This window comes from Eubacterium callanderi (genome assembly GCF_900142645.1).
In the GTDB taxonomy this organism is placed as follows: Bacteria; Bacillota; Clostridia; order Eubacteriales; family Eubacteriaceae; genus Eubacterium; species Eubacterium callanderi.
Genome location: NZ_FRBP01000005.1, coordinates 1 through 19,300 on the forward strand (window position 1 = coordinate 1; position 19,300 = coordinate 19,300).

21 protein-coding genes are annotated in these 19,300 nt (G+C 50.4%); 18 read left to right on the forward strand and 3 right to left on the reverse strand.

Annotated features, from left to right (window positions below; all coding sequences use genetic code 11):
• The 16 genes from BUC22_RS07110 to BUC22_RS07185 all read left to right on the forward strand — a co-directional run.
• The coding region (locus tag BUC22_RS07110) for a hypothetical protein (protein WP_073382643.1) at positions 1 to 406 on the forward strand (406 nt) is incomplete at its 5' end.
• Positions 407 to 529: 123 nt separating this feature from the next.
• Positions 530 to 1,060, forward strand: coding sequence for a toxin-antitoxin system (locus BUC22_RS07115; RefSeq protein WP_013378747.1), 531 nt, complete (start codon positions 530 to 532; stop codon positions 1,058 to 1,060).
• A gap of 76 nt (positions 1,061 to 1,136) precedes the next feature.
• The gene (locus tag BUC22_RS07120) at positions 1,137 to 1,763 is read left to right on the forward strand and encodes a hypothetical protein (RefSeq protein ID WP_013378748.1); all 627 of its coding nucleotides are present in this window, start codon (positions 1,137 to 1,139) and stop codon (positions 1,761 to 1,763) included.
• Complete coding sequence (locus BUC22_RS07125; RefSeq protein WP_013378749.1) at positions 1,760 to 1,960, forward strand: hypothetical protein; 201 nt, start codon at positions 1,760 to 1,762, stop codon at positions 1,958 to 1,960. Before BUC22_RS07120 ends, BUC22_RS07125 begins: the two co-directional genes overlap by 4 nt.
• Before the next feature lie 9 nt (positions 1,961 to 1,969).
• Positions 1,970 to 2,605 carry a sigma-70 family RNA polymerase sigma factor gene (locus BUC22_RS07130; RefSeq protein WP_013378750.1) on the forward strand — a complete coding sequence of 212 codons (636 nt, stop codon included), beginning with the start codon at positions 1,970 to 1,972 and terminating at the stop codon, positions 2,603 to 2,605.
• A 72-nt stretch (positions 2,606 to 2,677) separates the two neighbouring features.
• Positions 2,678 to 2,902, forward strand: coding sequence for a DUF1659 domain-containing protein (locus tag BUC22_RS07135; protein ID WP_013378751.1), 225 nt, complete (start codon positions 2,678 to 2,680; stop codon positions 2,900 to 2,902).
• Positions 2,903 to 2,934: 32 nt separating this feature from the next.
• Positions 2,935 to 3,165 carry a DUF2922 domain-containing protein gene (locus BUC22_RS07140; RefSeq protein WP_013378752.1) on the forward strand — a complete coding sequence of 77 codons (231 nt, stop codon included), beginning with the start codon at positions 2,935 to 2,937 and terminating at the stop codon, positions 3,163 to 3,165.
• Between the two features lie 50 nt (positions 3,166 to 3,215).
• Entirely contained in the window at positions 3,216 to 3,776 is a 561-nt protein-coding gene (locus tag BUC22_RS07145; RefSeq protein ID WP_013378753.1) for a YcbK family protein, read from the forward strand.
• 463 nt (positions 3,777 to 4,239) lie between these two features.
• Positions 4,240 to 5,043 carry a recombinase family protein gene (locus BUC22_RS07150; protein ID WP_013378755.1) on the forward strand — a complete coding sequence of 268 codons (804 nt, stop codon included), beginning with the start codon at positions 4,240 to 4,242 and terminating at the stop codon, positions 5,041 to 5,043.
• Between the two features lie 309 nt (positions 5,044 to 5,352).
• Positions 5,353 to 10,524, forward strand: a complete 5,172-nt coding sequence (locus BUC22_RS07155; protein WP_073382645.1) for an SdrD B-like domain-containing protein — start codon at positions 5,353 to 5,355, stop codon at positions 10,522 to 10,524.
• Positions 10,521 to 11,012 (forward strand): hypothetical protein, encoded by a 492-nt coding sequence (locus BUC22_RS07160; protein ID WP_013378759.1) that lies wholly within the window; start codon positions 10,521 to 10,523, stop codon positions 11,010 to 11,012. The genes BUC22_RS07155 and BUC22_RS07160 overlap by 4 nt, the downstream gene beginning before the upstream one ends.
• Positions 11,013 to 11,103: 91 nt before the next feature.
• A complete protein-coding gene (locus BUC22_RS07165) occupies positions 11,104 to 11,637 on the forward strand; it encodes a hypothetical protein (RefSeq protein WP_013378760.1) in 534 nt (177 codons plus the stop codon).
• A 40-nt stretch (positions 11,638 to 11,677) separates the two neighbouring features.
• Positions 11,678 to 12,313 carry a hypothetical protein gene (locus BUC22_RS07170; protein WP_013378761.1) on the forward strand — a complete coding sequence of 212 codons (636 nt, stop codon included), beginning with the start codon at positions 11,678 to 11,680 and terminating at the stop codon, positions 12,311 to 12,313.
• A gap of 46 nt (positions 12,314 to 12,359) precedes the next feature.
• On the forward strand, positions 12,360 to 12,902 hold the full coding sequence (locus BUC22_RS07175) for a hypothetical protein (protein WP_013378762.1): 543 nt from the start codon (positions 12,360 to 12,362) through the stop codon (positions 12,900 to 12,902).
• A gap of 9 nt (positions 12,903 to 12,911) precedes the next feature.
• Positions 12,912 to 13,412 (forward strand): carboxypeptidase-like regulatory domain-containing protein, encoded by a 501-nt coding sequence (locus BUC22_RS07180; protein WP_013378763.1) that lies wholly within the window; start codon positions 12,912 to 12,914, stop codon positions 13,410 to 13,412.
• Between the two features lie 130 nt (positions 13,413 to 13,542).
• On the forward strand, positions 13,543 to 13,899 hold the full coding sequence (locus BUC22_RS07185; protein WP_123876022.1) for a hypothetical protein: 357 nt from the start codon (positions 13,543 to 13,545) through the stop codon (positions 13,897 to 13,899).
• A 136-nt stretch (positions 13,900 to 14,035) separates the two neighbouring features.
• Here BUC22_RS07185 and BUC22_RS07190 read toward each other — a convergent pair whose 3' ends face one another.
• The 3 genes from BUC22_RS07190 to BUC22_RS07200 all read right to left on the reverse strand — a co-directional run bounded on the left by BUC22_RS07190 (position 14,036) and on the right by BUC22_RS07200 (position 17,898).
• The gene (locus BUC22_RS07190) at positions 14,036 to 14,512 is read right to left on the reverse strand and encodes a flavodoxin (RefSeq protein WP_013378765.1); all 477 of its coding nucleotides are present in this window, start codon (positions 14,510 to 14,512) and stop codon (positions 14,036 to 14,038) included.
• A gap of 168 nt (positions 14,513 to 14,680) precedes the next feature.
• The gene (locus BUC22_RS07195; protein WP_013378766.1) at positions 14,681 to 16,552 is read right to left on the reverse strand and encodes a PTS mannitol transporter subunit IICBA; all 1,872 of its coding nucleotides are present in this window, start codon (positions 16,550 to 16,552) and stop codon (positions 14,681 to 14,683) included.
• 74 nt (positions 16,553 to 16,626) lie between these two features.
• Positions 16,627 to 17,898, reverse strand: coding sequence for a zinc-binding dehydrogenase (locus BUC22_RS07200; protein ID WP_013378767.1), 1,272 nt, complete (start codon positions 17,896 to 17,898; stop codon positions 16,627 to 16,629).
• A 187-nt stretch (positions 17,899 to 18,085) separates the two neighbouring features.
• Here BUC22_RS07200 and BUC22_RS07205 point away from each other — a divergent pair, with 187 nt between their 5' ends.
• Both BUC22_RS07205 and BUC22_RS07210 read left to right on the forward strand, forming a co-directional pair.
• Entirely contained in the window at positions 18,086 to 18,853 is a 768-nt protein-coding gene (locus BUC22_RS07205) for a DeoR/GlpR family DNA-binding transcription regulator (RefSeq protein WP_013378768.1), read from the forward strand.
• A gap of 65 nt (positions 18,854 to 18,918) precedes the next feature.
• A complete protein-coding gene (locus tag BUC22_RS07210; RefSeq protein WP_013378769.1) occupies positions 18,919 to 19,281 on the forward strand; it encodes a hypothetical protein in 363 nt (120 codons plus the stop codon).
• Positions 19,282 to 19,300 lie beyond the last annotated feature (19 nt).

Here is a 19,300-nt window from a genome sequence, read left to right on the forward strand (position 1 = left end):
CATCTACCACGGCCACAGCCGCCACGTCTGCCGCTACTGCCAGCGCGCGCTCAAAAAGAAAACCCTGCGCCTGGTGAAAAGAAACGGCAGAAACCATGTAGTCAACGGCCTGTCCAAGGAGGTGGAGGACGCCGACGGCAATTTGTACGTGCTGTGGGTATGCAGCTGCGAGTGCAGGCATTGCGCCAGACGCCAGCGTGTGCTGCCCGTTTTCGCGGGGCGCTGGCTGCGCCATACCCTGTTTACCGTTGCCCATACCCTTTTACATGTGTTTGAAAACGATGAACTGGACGAAAAGCCCCTAAAGCCCCGCCGGGGCCGCCCGGTGCTCACCATGCCCTTTTACGGAGAACTGAGCACCGTGTACCGCTGGCGGCAGAGAATAAAAATAATTTTTGATTTATGATAATAAAAACACGTTCTTGCATCCGTTAAAACCACAAATTCCTGTAAGATAGAACCATCAGCAGGAGCAAGAAAAAAAGAGCACCGCTGAAATCAAATTATTCTATTTTACAGGAGGTTTACAATGAACTGTAAACAAACAACCCCAAGCACCGGAACGGACAAAAAAGCATTCAAGCCATGGTGTGGTTCGTGCGCCCTGAAACAGGAGGACCGTATTTTAGGCAGTTTTGAGACCCTGCCCGCCATTGACAAACGTATTGAGCTGTGCTTTCTGGAAAAACAGCTGGACGCTCTGCAGCAGGTCTATGAGGAGAAGGCCCGGATCTATCTGAGGGAGACAGAGCCGACGCCCCCGTCAGAGAACCGGCTGATGGAGGAGGAGCTGGAATGCAGCGTGGAGCATCTGGTCAAAAAGCTTCAGGCTCAGGGGCTGGACATCGGCCTGCACGCGTTTTATGCCTGGCTGCGGAAAAAGGGCTATATCCGTTACCAGAAAAACCGGAAGCTTACCCAGGTGCCAACCCAAAAAGCACTGGACGAAATCATCATGCTTGATGAGGACAGGATCAGGATCACACTCTTTGGCCAGCTCCTGTTCGCTAAAATGCTCTTTGAGGAGCATGGCATGGACCCAAAGGCGGTGCGCCTGTGAGCCACGATATCCTGAGTCTGAGAAAAATGACATGTGTGGATGCCGGCGGCATATTCGGCCTGCTCTTTTCTACCCGATGAATTACCTGACCGAAATATTGGCCTTTTACAAATGGCTGGAGACCCACCCCATGAGCCCGCTGCTTCAGGCCTACTGGCACCTGCTCATGTATTACAACAACAAAGCCGCCGTCCGGGCAGAGGACGGCAGCTGGCACTGGCCCGTGGACTTCAAGGTACCCAACACAGTGCTCATGCCCCTTTTAGGTGTCAAAGACCGGCGCGTACTGCTGCGACAGAGAGGGTACCTCATAGACCACAAACGGGTGACGTACCAAAAGGACAAAGGCCAGCGGGCAGGTACCTACCGCCTGGTACCCTTTGACAGGGGGCTGGGCATGGCAGCCCTCAGGGCAGAGACAGGGGACAGTGTGACACAAATCTGGACACAAGCTGTCCCGCCCCCTGTGACCGGAGTGTCCCCGTTCATAAATATAAATCATAAACAGGCTTCTCTATTGTATTCTAATCAGGAGGACGCGCCGTTTATTCCCCGGTTCAATCTGCTGCCCCAGATCACCGAGGAGGAGAAAGCTGCCATCCGGGCACAGTACCCCGGTGACGAGGTTGCCGCCTTTAACGCCATCTGGGCCGCCAGAGAGGAGAAGCAAAAAGAAGCATTGAAATTGGAGGTAACAACATGAATCGATATGGAAAAGACCCGGCCATCATACGCTGCCGCCGGGCCTACATGGTCGAGGCCGAGTGCCGGATGCAGGCCGGCTTTTACGCCCGCAGCGCCGAGGAGGCCGAAGACGACTTTAACGAGCTCAGCGCCGCCGTCGAAGACCAGTTTCCCGGCCTTGTGCTTGAGATTACAGACGTCTATGAGGACGCATAGGAGGGATATTTGAGCAACTACAAAGCGATTGACGATTTAGTCGCAACCTATAAACACGGGCAGGAATCCCCGGATAACAGCCCCGAAAGAGAAAGCAGCCGAGTGGCGGGCCAGAGGCTCGTCATAACCTTTAAACCCCTGATTTTAAGCACCATGCAGTGCATGACCGGCATCGGCCCGGCAGACTATGAGGACGCATACCAGGACGGCGTAGTGGCGTTTATGGAAGGCATGAAAAAATATGACGAAACCAAGGGCGGCCGCTTTAACGCTTTTATCAAGACCCATTTACAGCTCTATTACCGAAAGTGGCAGAGCGGACAGTTCAACCATTCTGTCACAGCAGAGAAACTGCTGTCAGCGCCCGCGGGCAGCAGCGATGGGTTAACACTGGAGGAAGTGATTGCCGATGAAGCCATCGACCTGGAAGGCTGCTATATCGAGAGAGAGGACCAACAGCGGCTCTGGCAAAGTGTGCACGCCTTGTCCGCCAGGCAGGGAAAGGTCCTTTACCAGAGTTTTCATGAAAGTAAAAGCCTTGTGCAGATCTGTAAGGAAATGGGCGTAACCCACAAAGCCGTCCGAAAATTAAGAGACAAAGGGCTGAAAAATTTAAAAAAATCCTTAAAGGGGGTCCCATTTTGACCTTCAAAAAAGTATGTATAGAGTGTAAGGCAAAGCGCCATACAAAATACAAACCGAAAAGGAGAAATACACATGGCAGTCGAAGAAACCAAAAAGGACACCAAGCTCAAGGTAACCGTCAACCACGGTGAAAAACTGGGGAAAATCGAACGCTCCAGCAAATCTTACGGCGACGTAGACCACGAAGCCACCAAGGAGCAGATGAGAAGCGCCTACAAGCACATCACCGGCATGCAGGAGCCCATCGGCGAAGGATGCGAGCGTGTCACTACCAGCGACATCACCGAGATCGTGTAAGCAGCACATTCAAATTTGAAAGGAGATAAAACATGGCAGTCGAACAGAAAAAAGAACTGGTAATGTATTTTGAACGCACCGACGGCAAGGAATTCAGGATGACCATCCCGCACTATAAGGAGGGGCTCACCGACGAGGAAGTCAAAACTGGCGCAGACGGCATCGTAACCGATAATATCTTCAAGCCCGAAGGCTTCCCCCTCGCCAAACTCTCTGGCGCCAAGCGCGTAGACACCACCACCACCGACGTGGCCGTAGAGTAAAAATGGGGCGAAAGCCCCTTTTTTATGTGGAAGGTTGAAGGGAGACCCAAATGAAAAATTTCTACAAAACCATCAGTCGAAGATTAATCTTATCAATCCTGATCCTGATTTCCTGCGTTTTTCTCACTGGCCTGAGCATAGCGCCGGAGGAGGTGCCTGTGCCCCAGGCAGAACCGTCGGTATCAGCGCCGTCGCCACCGCCCGAAACCCCGCAGGACGGAGCCGTCATCGACCACCCCCTGCCTGAGGACCCCATCCTCACCAAGGGCCCCTGGGCATCGGAGCACTTCCTTATGTCTGAATACGCCTGCGACTGCGCGGGCTACTGTGACGGCTGGCCCGCGGAAATGGACCCGGAGCTGCTGGGAAAGGTGGAGGAGCTGCGGTGTGTGTTTGACCAGCCCATCATCATTACCTCCGGTGTTCGCTGTGAAAGACGCAACGCCGAGGTGGGCGGTATCGAGAACTCCTGGCACCTGTCCGGCCACGCGGCCGACCTGTACTGCCCGGGGGTGCCCTGTGACGAGGTGGCCGCAGCGGCCCGGGCGCTGGGGCTTGGGGTTATCGAGTATCCAGACCGCCAGTTCGACCATGTGGAGATCTGGCGTTAGAAGGCATCATCCTTTTCAAAAAAGGATGACACGGGCGGCCCGTTTATAATAGGATATGGGCATAGACAGGCAAAGCGTCAGCGTAATCAATGGCACGGCCGGTCGATGGAGAAGAAATGAATAAAAAATAGGCTTGGCCCTTTGGCGGTTTTAGATCGTCAAAGGGCTTTTTCGCGCTGTATTAAAAGAATAATCGTAAAAGCAGTTGACGTATCCAGGGTATGGGGCAGCCTGTCTCTAACCGCATCTGTTTTTTAGCCCTTTTGTAAAAGTATAATATAATATAATATAATAAGAGGGAGTGGTTTCCTGAAACCAGTCCCAGATGCAAAAGGATTTTTGTTTTTAAAGAAAAAGATGAAAACGGCTCAGATAACCGAAGTCTAAAAAAGAGCCCAAAAAGCAAAAAGGACAGGTGGGGCCAAAGTTGGGTATAAAAAAAGAAGACTGGAGGAAAATGCACATGAAAGAATATGGTTATATACGTGTTTCGACAAAAGAACAAAATGAAGCGCGCCAGTTCGAAGCAATGAAGCGTGCGGGAATCAAGACAAAACAGTTATTGATGGACAAACAGAGCGGCGCCGACTTTGAACGGCCGCAGTACCAAAAATTACTAAAAAAATTACACCGGGGCGACAGCTTGTTTGTCAAATCCATCGACCGGATTGGAAGAAACTATACCGAAATTAAGGAGCAGTGGCGGATGCTGACGCAGGAAATGGGGGTGGACATTATTGTGCTGGATATGCCCCTGCTGGACACCAGAAAGCACAAAGACTTAACAGGAACCCTCATTGCGGATATTGTGCTGCAGCTTTTATCTTATGTGGCAGAGGTAGAACGAAACAATATTAAGGAACGCCAGGCCGAGGGCATCGCGGTAGCAAAAAAACAGGGAAAACACCTGGGACGAAAACCCCTGACCATTCCCGAAGGCTTTGAGCCTGTCTGCCAGAGATGGCTGAAGGGGGAGATCAGCCAGAACAAAGCGGCGGCATTGCTTGGCGTCAGCGGAGGCACCTTTAAACGGTGGGTGACACAAAGCGGCCAATACCCGATACCGTTGCGAATGAGGAACGGCAGGAAACTCAAAAGCGAGCACTTTGCGGCTGTTTATGAAAAATGGAAAAGAAAGGAGATAAAAACCAAGGATGCAGCTAAAGTACTTCGTGTAAGCCCGCCAACCTTTTTAAAATGGGCACATGAGGAAGACGCTAAAGAAATCGAAAGCAATAAAAAAGAATGTAAAAAGAATTCATTATAAAAAGATAAAATATTGTTTAATTTAAGCAAAATCGAAAAAAACGAAGAAAAAGGTAGACCTTTTTGGTCAAATTTTTTTTGATCAAATTTCCATATATTTACGTATATAAAGAAGTAAAACATTTGAATATGCGCCAAATCGCCAAAATATTTTATAAATATATTTTCTGCTAAGTATAACATAACTGGTTAAAAAGGTCTACCTTTTTGATTGGTTTTTTTATATTGATTTTTATATGTAATTTAATATAAAAGAAAGCAATTATTAAAAAATTTTTTGATGTATTTGAAGTAGCAAAGGAGGAGAGTCATGAAGAAAACAACCATTAAACGGATGCTGTGTGTCCTTCTGGCGCTCTGTATGCTTTTGCCGATCACTTCAGAATTTACAAATACCGTATTGGCAGAGAAAGCGCTGGACCAGAGCGGCGGCGGAAGTTCTTCTTATAGTAACAACAGCGCGGGTCCTCAAAAGCCGGAAAACACAGAAAGCCAGAGACAGTCCCCGGAGAAGGACGCAATGGAATCCCCGGCGCCGTCAGCAGCGCCGGAAAATAAAACAGACAGTTTGCCGCCTCTTGAAAATAAGAAGCTGCCAAAAGAAAAGGAAGCCAATCTGCTGCAATCCGGTACGGAGAATGCCTACATAAATTTGACGCCAGGAAATGGAGAAACAACATATATGGCGCCCGACGCGGGCGTGATTAGTGTAAACTACCGGCCAACAGGAGATGAGGCGGGAAAATACATAGACATTCTTGGCTTTACGCCAAGCGGTCTTGAAATCACTGCGCTGCCGGTAGCGGATGGTGATATAGTGGCAAGTGCCGGGTATTTGGAAAAATCCGGAGACAAAGGCATGCGCGTTTATATTGCCGATACGGTAACAACAGCGGATGATGTGGCTTTTCAGTTTTCAATGAAAGTCAGCGATGAGAAGCAGTTTATGGACACGCTGCGTATTGACCCTGCGGACAGCTGGATTACCGGGCTTGAAGCCACCGAAAAGCTTGGCAGCGAAACCGCGGTGGGAATAAAGGCCAAATCGGATTTTAAAGTGACCGCGAAAAATATGGAGAGTACCATTTACACGCGGCAAAACACAATAACAGATACGAGCTTTCCCCGCTCGCCGGATAATCTTTTTGGTAACAGCGGGATGGTGCTGGCGGTTAAGGCCGAGGGCATAACCGATCTTAACACAGGAGCGTGGAAAACCCAGGAAACCGAGTATACAGTCAAACGTGCCAATGCGACAACCAGGACAGATGGAGGAATGGACCCCAATTACAAAGAAGAAATTACAGACCGCTATATGAAAGGCGTCGAGCTGAAAATCCCATTGCCCAATGGCGTGAAGGTAACGGGTTTGCCGGCAGAACAGACAAGCGGTGTGAAGGTTTCTTATGACAGTACAGCCAATTACCTGACGTTAACCTGTGACACCCTGGACGGAACCGGGGGGAATGAGGTGCCGGCGGAACTGAAATTTAGAATGACACTGGATTTTACAGGTGTGGGCGCCAACAGTCAGCAGCTGAGCATTGGAAAATGGCATAATTTTTATGATAACAACGTGGACCCAAGCCTGACAAACCGGAATGAGACAGGGCGTCCGTGGCATATTAAAGGCGTTATTTACGGACAGCATATTGACCAGTCCTTTTATGACCGTTCGGCGCTGGTTCCGGACAGCATACCCTGTACACCAATCATTGGGAAGGATAAAGCCAGACCCTTTAGCTTTAAACCCAATGAGTACAAAACCTACACCGAGCTGACAGGGTCCAATATGGCGCTTGAACCCATCCGTTCATATCAATCTGCGATTCCCTATGAAAGAAACGGCCCCACAAATCCCGGACTTGCGGATACCATGGTTTATACAATCGAACCTGATGACGCTGCCGCGCGTGTGATCGGAGTGAAGGGGGAATTTCCGCAGGATATAGCCGTTACCTTTACCTGGAGTGATAACACATCAGAAACAAAGGGAGTGAGCGATATGGTGGATCAAGTCATTAAGCCAAAACCCTATACCGATAACACCTATATTACGAAAGTGGAGCTCTATAGTCCCTCGGCGGCGGGGTTTCAACATAATTTATTAGTAGATTTACAGACAAAGCACCTGGATGGAACACCGCTGACAGATGGTGAAAAATTCAATATTGGTTTTGATCATGACTTTGGTGGATACGGCAAGACATCGTGGTATGGCGAAATGCCATCCACGAAAAATTTTATGTACCAGGTGCTGCAGCCGGGCAGGCCACTGAGCAGCCTTGTTTACAGCGGCGGCGATTACGTGTCATATTACCCCCCGGAGACCCCCAATACTATGATTTCCGGCGTGGGCTTTATGCCGGAAACGGTTTTTGAGAATGTGGGATTTATGAAAGTCACCAATACACAAAAAAACCCAGGGCCGGGCCAGACGTTTCAGGACCTGAAAGATGTCAGCTATAGCGCCAAAACGACGTCTGACGGGAATTGGTTTTATAAGCTGATCAACAAAAGTACCTTTACCATTACCCTGAGCGGAGGGGATTATTTGACCGCACCGCCGACAGTAACAGTCCTCTGTGTAAAACAAAACAACGACGTGGTCACCAAAACCGTCGCGCCTGGGCAGTTTAAAGTGGCCAACGGTAAAGCCACAGCTCAGGTCGATTTTGGGCTGGGGGACAATGAGTATGCCCTTAGCTATGAAATGAGCCTGTCATCAATGCCTAAAATGGCAGTGGCTGAGCTCAGCATCGATGAGCTCAGCACACAAAACCGGGTGCTGCCTGACGGAACCGAGTTTCAGGATATTGATACAGGAACTGAGAATCAATATGCGAGGGTTACGTTTTCGACCCTGCTGCGTTTCAGCAGTCTTGGGGGAAAACCGAAGAACCAGTATAGCACTGGCAATACATTTCTGTACCCAAAGGTAGGGCTGATGTTTGATACCATTGGTTTACCAGAATACGACAGCAAGGGAAAAATAACCGTAGCTCCGCCGGAGCTGGACGCCAGCGGGCAGAGCCTTTTACAGGGGGCAACCCAAACGCTGCGGCTAAGCCTGGCAGATCTCGCCTATGACCCCACCTACGCCATTGAAATCAACAAGAATTTTAATTACGTTCCAGGCTCCTATAAAAACGTCCAGACAGGCGGCAGGAATTATAAGGTCATTGAGGAATGGCTGCCCAATTATGAAAAGTTTAAAGGAACGGAGAAAGAAGGAAACGGTCTTTTGCGGCTTCGGTTTGTAGGCACTGGCAGTACAGGCTATAACATTAATCCTGTTACAAGAGGCAGTTTTTCGCCTAAGGCTCCCATAGAAACGTGGGAGTTTAAGGTACAGGCAAAAATGACAGCCGAAATTGGCAGAACCGAGGTGGTTCCCGCCATTTACCGCTCCGACAAATGGGCGGAAAAAAACCTGGTTGGGAAAAAGCTTGACGTAAAGGACTGGGAGGGAATTATAAACGAAAAGGGTTATTTGCAGCTGTCCAAGACAAAGGGCATGACGCCAGTAGAGCTTCTGCCAAAATACGCGAACGCAGCCAGCCGCTTCCAGGATAGCTATGATATTGACGGCGATGGCGACACCGTCAGCTTGGTATATCAAAGCGCCGCGCCCGCAAACGGAACGCTTGAGATTACAAAAGCTTCTAAAACAAGGGTAGACGGTTATTTGGTCGATCCCATCAGCGGTCTGGAGAGCAGGGATGCGAAGCTTTACCCCCATCAAACAGCAGGCTTTGTGCAGATACTGGAAATTCTGGACCAAAACCCGATTGGAGGGACGGATTTTATCGGCTATTACCACATTCCCAAAAAAAACCATCACATTGAGTATGTCGACGAAAATGGGAATAGACAAGAATTTGTGTCGCAATTCGATACCTCTCTGGGAGATTTTATTACCGCTACCTCAGACGGTAATCCCATTTCAGAATCCCAAATGCAGATTGCCTATTACCTGTCGGCCAATCCGGAAGACGTTGATGGCGATGACCATAATAAAATGAGCCTGTTAGAGGATGGCGGTGTGGAAACTCCGCAGGAGAAGGCGAACTATAAAACAAAAGAAGAGATTGAAGCGCTGGTGACAGACGGTACATACCCCACACTCGAGGATGCTCTCAGCCATGTGACCATGGTCAAAATTCAGGCGCCCCAGGTGGAGTCGAAAAAAACGATTTTAACGAGTACCCGTTTAAAAATCGGACACCGCCCGCCAGACCAGAACAATGTTAATAACCTGGTGGATTATTTCAGCGGTATTTACCGGTACACCGACAGCAGCGGTACGCGCGGTCAAAAGCTCTATACGCCGCTCATGACCTTTAACATGCTTCCCTACACAGTGGCGGGAAGCATATGGAACGATAAAAAGGCCGACTCGGTGAAGGATCCCTTTGAGCCCGGTATCGCGGGGATAGAGGTTGAGCTTTGGGATGACGGCGTCGACCCCCACGGGGAGAAGCCTCCGGCCGCGCCGAAATGTGTTGCGTCCGCCACCACCGGGGCCGACGGATCTTACAGCATGCTCGTAGGCTATCATGGAAACTATAAGCTGAAATTTAAAATTCCAAGCGGGCAAAAGCTGACCCTGGCAGGCAAAGGGGATCTGCCCTATGAAAGCTCGGTTTTTAAAGAAAACGGAGCAGGAGATGCAGAAACCGACTATTTTTTACTGGATGATCGAAGCCTGCAGGATGAAAACGGCGGTCTGATTGATGAGCGCAGCCTGGAAGCCCCGACCGATTTTTACCTGTCGGTTAACAGCACCCTGGACATACCCTACCAGATAACGCCAGACTACCTTATGAGCGAGGAAAACTTCAGGATAAAACCAACAATCACCTCAGAAGACGGCGGCACACATTTTACACTAAACCCGGAAAACGGCACCCTTACGGGCGTCGCAGAAGGCGACGGTACAGTTACCCTCACCATTCCCGACCCGCCAAACCCGGGCCAGGTTCTGACGAAAACGGTTCAGGTTCATGTTCAGCCCGCTTCGGTTGCGAATGTGAGTGTGCCAACCAATGTCGAAATTTTTGCGGTACAGGGCAAAACAAATGAGATAATCGCACCGGATTTGACCATCTCAAATTACAATCCCTTTGCGGTGGACGCGTATATCGAAAAAATGGATACAACCAATACGGGCACCACAAAAAGGCTGAACCTTGTTCGCCAGAATGCAGCGGGGAGTTATGGCGCAAATGAAATCAGTTTAACCGTCAAGGCAAGCCAGCGTGCAGGCAACGCCTTTAAAGGAATGGCTGAAACCGACATCGCCAGTATTGATGGCAGTAAGCTGGTTTATCTGGGTAAGATGGATTCAGCAATTGCCCCAGAGAATCAAAACTGGGGGCAGTTTACCTTTGGCGGCGCCTATAACGCGAATATTTTGCAGACAGACATTCAGGAAAACCGTTTTGCGATGCACTTCAGATTTGTCGAAGCAAAGCCATGAACATAAAAAAAACAAAGCGCCGCGCTGTGGGCGGGGTCCTGCTCCTTGTGGTGGCCGCGGTTCTTTTGCTGTGGTCACCCCTCCATAAAATTTTTGATCTGGACCCCAGAGTTGGGAAAGTACCCACAGCCGATTTGGAGCAGTTAAAAAAACAGGTTCAGCAAAACGCCGACGCCAGCCAGTTCACGGTGCGCATTAACAGCTGGATCGTGCTGGAAACACCAGAGTCCGAAGCGGAGCTCTATCTCAGAAATCCTCAGGAAAACAAATTTGATACCCGAATGCTGCTGGTGTCCGATAAAACGGGCAGGCTTCTTTATACCTCAGAGGATTTAAAGCCTGGCGAAGGCGTGGATAAGGCTGTGCTTACAGGCCCCCTTGAGGCAGGCGTTCAAGCGTGTACCGCCCGGTTTTATATCCTGAAAGACAGTAAGGTAGTCAGCACGTTAGAATACCCTGTCACCCTGGAGGTTAAACCCGGTCAATAAGCCTTTTTAAAGCGCAGAAGACTTGCGCGCCGGCCCTTGGAGAGGGGCTCTAAAAACTACTACAAGGTTCAACAAGGAGGTGGTAACGGTAATGGATGAGGAAAGAGAGAAGGCAGCAAAGGTAAAGAAACGAAAGCGAAGCGTTTTAATCGCAATTCTGGTCTTTGCGGCGCTTTGCGTGGCTGGAGGTCTGATCTGGTGGTTGAACCGTCCGCCAGACGACTATTTGTTTGATAAACAGGCGCGTGACGGCCTGATCGATGCCCATACAAAAGAGGATGTACAAAAAATACTGGATACGGTTGTAAGTAAGGGAATGTTTAACGCGTCCATCAATCCCAATCCTGTTTTTTCGGATGGAAACGCGGAAGGGGATCTTTGGATTGAAAACATTCAGGCCAATCATTACTATACAACAGTGACTATTATAAGAAATGACAACGGAGAAACCATTTTTTCAAGTAAAGGCATTAAGCCCAATCAGAACATTGAAAAAGCAAAGCTGGATAAGGCGTTGCCCAAAGGAGAATATCCGTGTACTGCGGTTTTTCGGATAACAGACCCGGAAACCATGAAAGAAATTGGTTTAGTCAACATTCAGTTGACCATTACGGTTCAAAATTAAAAAATATTCAAAAATAAAAGCGTAAAAAGGAGAGAGAAAAATGATTAAAAAGAAATTGGCAGCAGTTGTGCTGACAGCAGGTTTATTAATGGGATGTGGCGGAAGCGCATTTGCGGCAAATGACAATCCGGCCGGCGGTAATTCCGATGTTTATGTCGGGGTAACACAAACTGCGCCCGAAAACCTGAGTGTCACAGTCCCTACCAGCCTGGCCATTGCTGTCGTGAGTGACGGGTCATCAAGCCTTACCACCCTTTTGGGGGACTATATGGTAGATGCCGCTGGCACGGTAACCCACTCCGGCGACGCCGTAACGCAGCCTAATGCCCAGCGTGTCACCTTCCAGAATACCGGAGACAAGGCCGCTCAGATTACAAGCGCCAAAGTGGTCAACCTTGCCAGAAGTGGCTGGACGATTAAGGATGACGTCACTACGGCTACGGGCGATGCGAAGACCATGTCATTGACTTTAAATAACGTTAAGGCTGGGACCATTGGGCCGGATCAGAACAGCACCATTAGCTTTTCCGGAGGATTTGATGTGCCGGCCAACAGCATTGCCCATATGAGCGCAGCGGTTAAAGCCGGCGGCGGACCCAGCGATTATACGTCCGTTGAACAATCGGCCCGTTCCTTCGTGATTGAATGGAACATCCAGAAAAAAAGTCAAGCGTAGGCTCAGGCTGGCTTGAGGGCAGGCTGTTATCAAAAGGAGCAGAAGTATGAAGGAACAAAATGCCATCAACGGGAAAGCGCAGACAAAGAGTAAAAAGCGGCGCCGCATTATACTGTTTTTTATGCTTCTGCTGCTTTTAGCCGCTGGAATTATTTTGTGGTGGACAGTCTTTAGAACGCCCCATGAGATTTATAAAGACCGCAATGCCGAAATCGGCATCCTGCCAGGTATGACAGAAGACCAGATACAAGACAGGCTCAACGCTACCGTTGCCGAGGGAATGATGAATGTGAGCATGAACCCCAATCCGGTTTTTGAAAACGGCAGCGCGCAGGGAGATTTAAGAATCGAAAATATCGAAAAAAATCATTATTCTTATACCGTTACCATCACAAAAGATGATAACGGAGAAGAAATTTACCAATCCGGTTTGTTGGAGCCCGGGTACTATATCAATGAGGCAAAGCTGAGTAAAAACCTGAGCGCAGGTGAATACCCGGCAACGGCCCGCTTTCTTGCTTATCAAAACCCTGATGAAGCACCTATCGGTGCCGCTGTTGTAAAAATAAACATCACCGTTAAAAATTAGGGGATTTGCATGAAAAAAATCAAAAGGACTCTTTTTATAATGACCATCCTGTGTTTTTTTCCAATGGTCGTTTCTGCGGCGCAGGGAAGCACAGATGTATATATTGATATCGCCAGTATTCCCGGCCAGAGCATGCATTTTTTGGTGGTAGAGGAAACAGGTGAGCCCGTTTGCGGCGCAACCATTGATGTTTGGGCTAACAGCGTCCTGGGGTATCAGCTTTTAGGCGTAACTCAAAGTGACGGGCGCTACGAAACAAAGTTTCCCGCGGGGCATACCTACGCCTATCGAGTGCACAAAACCGGGTATGAAACAGTGGAGCAATCACTGGTAACACCAAAAGATGAAGAAAAGGTGGTCCTTCGGAAAAAGTCATCGAATGGCGGCGGCACGCAGAGCGCGGATAAAAATGTTTATACGGGCATTTTAACATCCCATGCAGATATTATCTTATTGCTTGGAATTTTTCTGCTGCTTTGTTTTATCATGCTTTTCAGAAAAAAAGAGTAATTTTTGAAGTTCTTATCAAGTGTATGTCTAAACGTTTTGGTAAAACATTTAAGGTATTAACAGGCAATGCCTGATTAATATATATCTTTCCTTTATCTCATATAAAAATCCGCGCCAAAATGATTTTTATATGACTTTAAAAGAACCGCCGTGGCAGCTTACAGCTGCCATGGCGGCATCATCAAAGGAGTTGAATACATTCGTGTTCGTTTTAAAAGCAGGTGACCAAAAACTTTATTTTACCCAAGTTATATGGGAAGCAACAAGCCCAGATTATTTTGCGCTGACTCAGGGTACACTCAATGGTATCGTTATTCTCAAATTTTTGAAAGACAAAGTGCATTGTGAAAAACCTCTTTTATTTAGCGCCCTGGAAAAGGGCATTTATGATAAACGCTGCACCATTGTAAAACGTGTAAGTTACTATGAGGAGTTCCAAAACTACTTGAAAAAATGCGTTGGCAGCGCACAAGAAGAACTCAAATGAAATCAAGTCATATAATTATTGTTAACCATAAAAAGAACCCTGATGAAAAATCAGGGTTCTTTTTAGGATAACAAACTAAAAACAGAAAAGGGCCTGGAGCTTTATCAGTGCATGAGCCCAGCTACTCTCAACGACATCACAGCCACTGCGCGGCCCAGGCGGCAAGCTCGCTGCCGGGCGTATTGGCCGCGAACCGTTTTCCGCTTTCGACTTTTGCGCCTGGGGCCAGAGCCTCCAGATTTTTGCCGGAGCTGCCAATGGGACTGCCGCCAGACGTAGCAAAGGGAACGACCGTCTTTCCTGAAAAATCATAGTCCTCCATGAACGTGTCGATAATGGAGGGCTCACGGTACCACCACACTGGAAATCCAACGAACACCACATCATACGCCCCCATATCTGCCACCCGTGAACGGATTGCCGGACGGCTGCTTCTGTCGTTCATCTCAACAGAGCTTCGGCTTTTGGCGTTCTGCCAGTTGAGGTCTGCGCTTGTGTAGGGCGTTTCCGGCTGGATCTCAAACAAATCCGCCTTGATTTCCTGCGCCAGTTTTTCGGCCACAGTCTTTGTCACACCGCTTGCGCTGAAATATGCAACGAATACTTTACTCATTTAAAAAATCCTCCTTGTATGTTTTGATTGACTTGTTTCTTATAATCGACTCAAGTTAATGATACAACTTGAAGTTAACTTTAAGTCAAGCGTTAATTAAAATTTTTTCAAAGAGGTCTGTGAGGCTTCCTATTTCTGCGATTGGCTATCGCCATACAGGATGGCGCCTTACGCCTGGGTAAAAAATATCTGGAGCGCCTCTGGCGTTTTATCCATGAGCGCGTCAACGGCCTCCGGCGCGGCCAGCTTGGTGGCGATATTGGCTAAGATGTCCAGGTGGTCATCGCCCGCTCCTGCAATGCCGATCACGACCTTTACAGTGACGTCGCCCCAGGGAGTGCCGTCTGGGAAGAGCTGGACAGACAGGCCGGTTCGCTTGATTTTAGCCTTTGCCTCCTCAACGCCGTGGGGGATGGCGATACCGTTTCCGATATGGGTCGCGAAGGATTCCTCGCGCTTGATCATGGCCGGGATGTAGTCTGCGTCCACGCAGCCGCTGTCCACAAGCATCTGGCCGGCCCGGCGGATCACAGCCTCCTTGTCATCGGGGGCGCAGCCGGTCTGAATGCTGTTAAGGGGCAGGATTTCGGAGGCGTTATGGGCCGCTTTGGTCTCAGGACAGATGCTGGCCGCTTCGCGGTCGGCTGGGGTGTCAATCTGGGACAGGCGTGCGGCCAGCACATCGTACTCTGGCGCGTTCATGAAGTTGGTGATCAGCACAAGCTCTGCCTGAGGGGCACTGTGAGCGGCCCTTTCGCGCAGGTCCTGATGGGTCACGACAATCTGGGCGTGGGACGGAATATCGGAGACAGAGGCGTGCTCTACGCAGATGTCGTCTCGGCCGGCCGCATTCAGCTTCTTGCTGAGAACCGTGGCGCCCATGGCTGAGGAGCCCATACCCGCGTCACAGGCAAAAACGATGTGGCGGATGGCAGAAACGTCGGTATCCGGGCTCAGGACTGGGGCGGTCTCGCCCTTGGCGGCGGCTTTCATGGCGTCCTTTTTGGCGATGGCGTCCTCGAGGTTTTCGTCTTTGCCAAAGATTTTGAGCAGTGGCAGGGCAATGGCAAAGGAGACGACCGCTGCCACGGCCACACCGGCCAGCACGCCCAGGTAGCCGCCGCTTTTGGGAACCATGGCCATAATGGCGAGAATGGAACCCGGTGAGGCCGGGCCGACCAGGCCAGCGCCCAGCAGGTTAAAGGTAAAGACACCCGCAGCGCCGCCGCCCATGACCGCCAGAAGCAGGACGGGGTTCATGAGCACATAGGGAAAATAAATCTCGTGGATACCGCCAAAGAAATGGATGATAATGGCGCCCGGCGCCGTATCCCTGGCGCTGCCCTTCCCGGCGAGGCAGTAGGCCAGCAGAATACCAAGACCAGGACCCGGGTTGGATTCCATGAGAAAAAAGATGGATTTTCCGGCTTCCTGAACCTGCTGTAAACCGAGTGGGGTCAGAATACCGTGGTTGATGGCGTTGTTCAGGAACAGCACCTTGGCCGGTTCGATAAAGAGACTGGCAAGGGGCAGGATGCTGTGGTTCACAAAGAACTGGACGCCGGCAGCCATAGCGCCAGTGGCAGCCAGCATGGCCGGCGCAAAGACATAGTAGGACAGAATGGCGAGGATGCCGCCGAGAATGCCAACCGAGAAATTGTTGATCAGCATCTCAAACCCGGCCTTGATGTGCCCTTCGACCAGGGCGTCAAATTTTTTAATGACCCAGCCGGCAAAGGGCCCCATAATCATGGCGCCTAAAAACATCGGCACATCCGTGGCGACAACGACACCCATCGTGGCAATGGCAGCCATAACGCCGCCGCGGGAGCCGCCTGTGAGCTTACCGCCTGTGTAGGCAATGAGCAGCGGCAGCAGATACTGGCTCATGGGGTCCACCAGCTGTGCAAGCTGTTCGTTGGGCAGCCACCCGGTTTTGATAAAGAGGGCAGCGATCAGCCCCCAGGCGATAAAGGCGCCGATATTGGGCATAACCATGCTGCTTAAAAAACGGCCGAAAACCTGAACTTTCTCTTTCATGATACTTCTCCTTCAAAATTTACAAAATCATTTAAAAACGGTGTCGGCTCGGTGATGTCAGCGGCTCTGTGCGCTCAGGCTTCGGCGCAAATGCCGAAATGTCTGAAAAGGATGGCCTCAGCGTCGTCATTCCACAATCCGTTATGGGCGTCGCAGCAGTCTGCCAGCTTTTTAAACAGCGGATCTGTTTCCCCCAGTTTAGCAAAATCTTCAATGGCCGTCAAAGGCATATTGAACTGAGTGTAGGTGAGCTTTTTGCCGCCCGGAATTTTGGGCAGGCCCAGAGTCGCCTCCGCGATGCTGTCAATGCCGCCGATGTGGGTGACCATCACCGACGGGTCAATGACGCCTCTGGCGGCCAGAGCGTTGGCCTCAATGAGGTCATTGTTGTCACCGCCGGTGGTGCCCATGATGTGGCTGCTGGTGTAATGGACGTTGTACAGGTTAATATCGGCCATAAAGTCCTTGTTGGTGGGGCCGGCAAAGAAGTTCATGCAGCCGTCAAAGGCCAGCAGCTGGTCGCCCAGCTCAGCGACCTGACGGATCGGCGCGTACACAAAAACATCGTCGTAGCCGTGTCCCTCCGAGATGGTCATCAGGCCATCGTAAGCGTCCTCCAGAGCGGTGGTATTCACATAGACCAGCTCGATGCCCTTCTGCGCTGCGCTTTCCGGTGAGATCACCGTTCTGGCCCGTTCGATGCGGGCGTCGTCGATGTCAGTCACCACAATGCGTTTTGGCTTGTTCTCAAAGTTGAGGCCGTATTCCACTGCGCCCAGCCCCATAGGCCCACAGCCGCCCATGATGAGAATATTGCCGCCTGCCTTGGTGCCCATGGCGTGGCTGTGGTCGCGCTTGTTGGTGTGGTAGTTTGAGTGGTACCCGCCGATAATGCAGCTCATGGGTTCGCCCAGAGACGCCTTGTAAAAGCTTTTTCCCTCATAGGGCATCAGGCAGCCCAGCTCCATGACCTCGTGCGGCATGATGCAGTAGGTAGTGGCGCCGCCGCACCATTCGTAGGAGTAGCCCGGAGAATCAAGTCTTCCCTTGTAGTTCAGGGCTGGCTGCTGCGCGAATTTCTGGCCCGGCTTAAACTGATCCTTCCATTTTTCACCAACCTCCACAATCACGCCGGCAAACTCATGGCCGATGATGACCGGGTTGGTGTCCACGTTCTGTGGGCAGCGCTTATGGGCCTTGCCCTGGTCCACAAGCTTGTAGGTCGACATGCAGATGCTGTCGCTCATGACCTTAACCAGGATTTCATCCTCCCGGATCTCTGGCAATTCAAATTCTTCCAGCCGTAAATCATCTTTTCCGTAAAGACGGACTGCTTTCGCTTTCATGTTTATACCTCACTTCTTAAAATCACAATAATTCGCTATAGAAATAAACTTGTTTCACAACTTATCCAAAGTATAACATTGCGATTTATTGCTGTCAAGCAAAAAATCAAAATAAATCACATTTATTTAGTTGTGATTAGTTGGAAAAATGTGTTAAAATAGTAAAAAAGAAAAGGGAGGCACACCTATGAGCAAATCACTGACAGCAGACCGGCGGAACCGCATTGCCCAGATCCTCATGAAGGAAGGCAGCATCAAGGTTGGAAACCTGTCCGAGCGCTTTGGCGTTTCTACCGAAACCATCCGAAAGGATATCATCTATCTGGAGGAGGAGGGCATTGCTACCAAGAGCCACGGAGGCGCCATCGCGAAAAGCGATTTTGTGGAGCGCCCGCTCAATGTTAAGGAATCCGAGCACGCCGACGCCAAGGCCGCCATCGCCACAGCCGCCATCCGGCTTATCCAGCCCGGCGCTGCTGTGATACTGGACACGGGAAGCACCACTGGCGCCATCGCCAGACAGCTGCTCCTGAAAGAAGGGCTGACCATTTTTACCAACTCAGTGACCATTGCAGCCATGCTGGCAGAATCTGACAATGCGGTATACCTGTTTGGTGGTTTGGTGCGCAGCAGCAGCAAAGCCGCGGTCGGCGACTGGGCCACTGGCGCGCTGGCAGCCGTGCACGCCGACATTGCGTTTTTGGGCTCTGACGGCTTCAAGGGACTGGCAGGCCCGTCCACGCTGTCCTACGAGGAGGCCGAGTTCAAGAAAAAGGTCATTGCTGCCAGCACAGCCACCTACACGGTGTGTGACAGCAGCAAATGCCAGAGCGCCGGGCTGTTTGCCTACGCCGGCTGGAAGGACGTGACTGGGCTGATCATCGACCAGAACATACAGGAAAGTGCCGCGGAAGACATTTCCAGAGAGACAAAGCTGATTCTGGCAAAAAACTGACCCTGGCGGCCTGCGTTTGATTTCAGGAGTCCCCAGCGGACATTCATAAAAAGGCGGTATACGTTATGAACCACAAGATTATTTATTTTGAGGGCGAGGGCTTCACCTCGCTGGCAGATTTTAAAAAGGCCTGCATCCTCGACATTGACCGGGTGCCCACCATCATTGCCTATGACAAGGGGCAGCGGCTTGAGCTGCGGAATATCCGCAGCGTTGCCACCGAGGAGCTGAAGGATTTTGGTACCCTGCTCAAGATTACGGCAGACCACCAGACCGTTTACGCGGCAGCGGTGATCGTCAGCTTTAAAGGCGGCCTGGCTGTGGCCCACAACGTCAAAACCGCCAACCTGAAGGTCCAGCTCGAAAAGCTGGCCGGCCTGGACGATTCGGTTGAGCGCTACGGGTATTATGAGGTCCGGAAGAAGTAGAATCAGCCTGAAGAAAGCA

Excerpts from the sequence above, each read along its gene's own strand:
- BUC22_RS07115 (WP_013378747.1), top strand. The coding sequence starts at position 530 with ATGAACTGTAAACAAACAACCCCAAGCACCGGAACGGACAAAAAAGCA.
- BUC22_RS07120 (WP_013378748.1), top strand. The coding sequence starts at position 1,137 with ATGAATTACCTGACCGAAATATTGGCCTTTTACAAATGGCTGGAGACC.
- BUC22_RS07125 (WP_013378749.1), top strand. The coding sequence starts at position 1,760 with ATGAATCGATATGGAAAAGACCCGGCCATCATACGCTGCCGCCGGGCC.
- BUC22_RS07135 (WP_013378751.1), top strand. The coding sequence starts at position 2,678 with ATGGCAGTCGAAGAAACCAAAAAGGACACCAAGCTCAAGGTAACCGTC.
- BUC22_RS07140 (WP_013378752.1), top strand. The coding sequence starts at position 2,935 with ATGGCAGTCGAACAGAAAAAAGAACTGGTAATGTATTTTGAACGCACC.
- BUC22_RS07145 (WP_013378753.1), top strand. The coding sequence starts at position 3,216 with ATGAAAAATTTCTACAAAACCATCAGTCGAAGATTAATCTTATCAATC.
- BUC22_RS07150 (WP_013378755.1), top strand. The coding sequence starts at position 4,240 with ATGAAAGAATATGGTTATATACGTGTTTCGACAAAAGAACAAAATGAA.
- BUC22_RS07155 (WP_073382645.1), top strand. The coding sequence starts at position 5,353 with ATGAAGAAAACAACCATTAAACGGATGCTGTGTGTCCTTCTGGCGCTC.
- BUC22_RS07160 (WP_013378759.1), top strand. The coding sequence starts at position 10,521 with ATGAACATAAAAAAAACAAAGCGCCGCGCTGTGGGCGGGGTCCTGCTC.
- BUC22_RS07165 (WP_013378760.1), top strand. The coding sequence starts at position 11,104 with ATGGATGAGGAAAGAGAGAAGGCAGCAAAGGTAAAGAAACGAAAGCGA.
- BUC22_RS07170 (WP_013378761.1), top strand. The coding sequence starts at position 11,678 with ATGATTAAAAAGAAATTGGCAGCAGTTGTGCTGACAGCAGGTTTATTA.
- BUC22_RS07175 (WP_013378762.1), top strand. The coding sequence starts at position 12,360 with ATGAAGGAACAAAATGCCATCAACGGGAAAGCGCAGACAAAGAGTAAA.
- BUC22_RS07180 (WP_013378763.1), top strand. The coding sequence starts at position 12,912 with ATGAAAAAAATCAAAAGGACTCTTTTTATAATGACCATCCTGTGTTTT.
- BUC22_RS07185 (WP_123876022.1), top strand. The coding sequence starts at position 13,543 with ATGACTTTAAAAGAACCGCCGTGGCAGCTTACAGCTGCCATGGCGGCA.
- BUC22_RS07190 (WP_013378765.1), bottom strand. The coding sequence starts at position 14,512 with ATGAGTAAAGTATTCGTTGCATATTTCAGCGCAAGCGGTGTGACAAAG.
- BUC22_RS07195 (WP_013378766.1), bottom strand. The coding sequence starts at position 16,552 with ATGAAAGAGAAAGTTCAGGTTTTCGGCCGTTTTTTAAGCAGCATGGTT.
- BUC22_RS07200 (WP_013378767.1), bottom strand. The coding sequence starts at position 17,898 with ATGAAAGCGAAAGCAGTCCGTCTTTACGGAAAAGATGATTTACGGCTG.
- BUC22_RS07205 (WP_013378768.1), top strand. The coding sequence starts at position 18,086 with ATGAGCAAATCACTGACAGCAGACCGGCGGAACCGCATTGCCCAGATC.
- BUC22_RS07210 (WP_013378769.1), top strand. The coding sequence starts at position 18,919 with ATGAACCACAAGATTATTTATTTTGAGGGCGAGGGCTTCACCTCGCTG.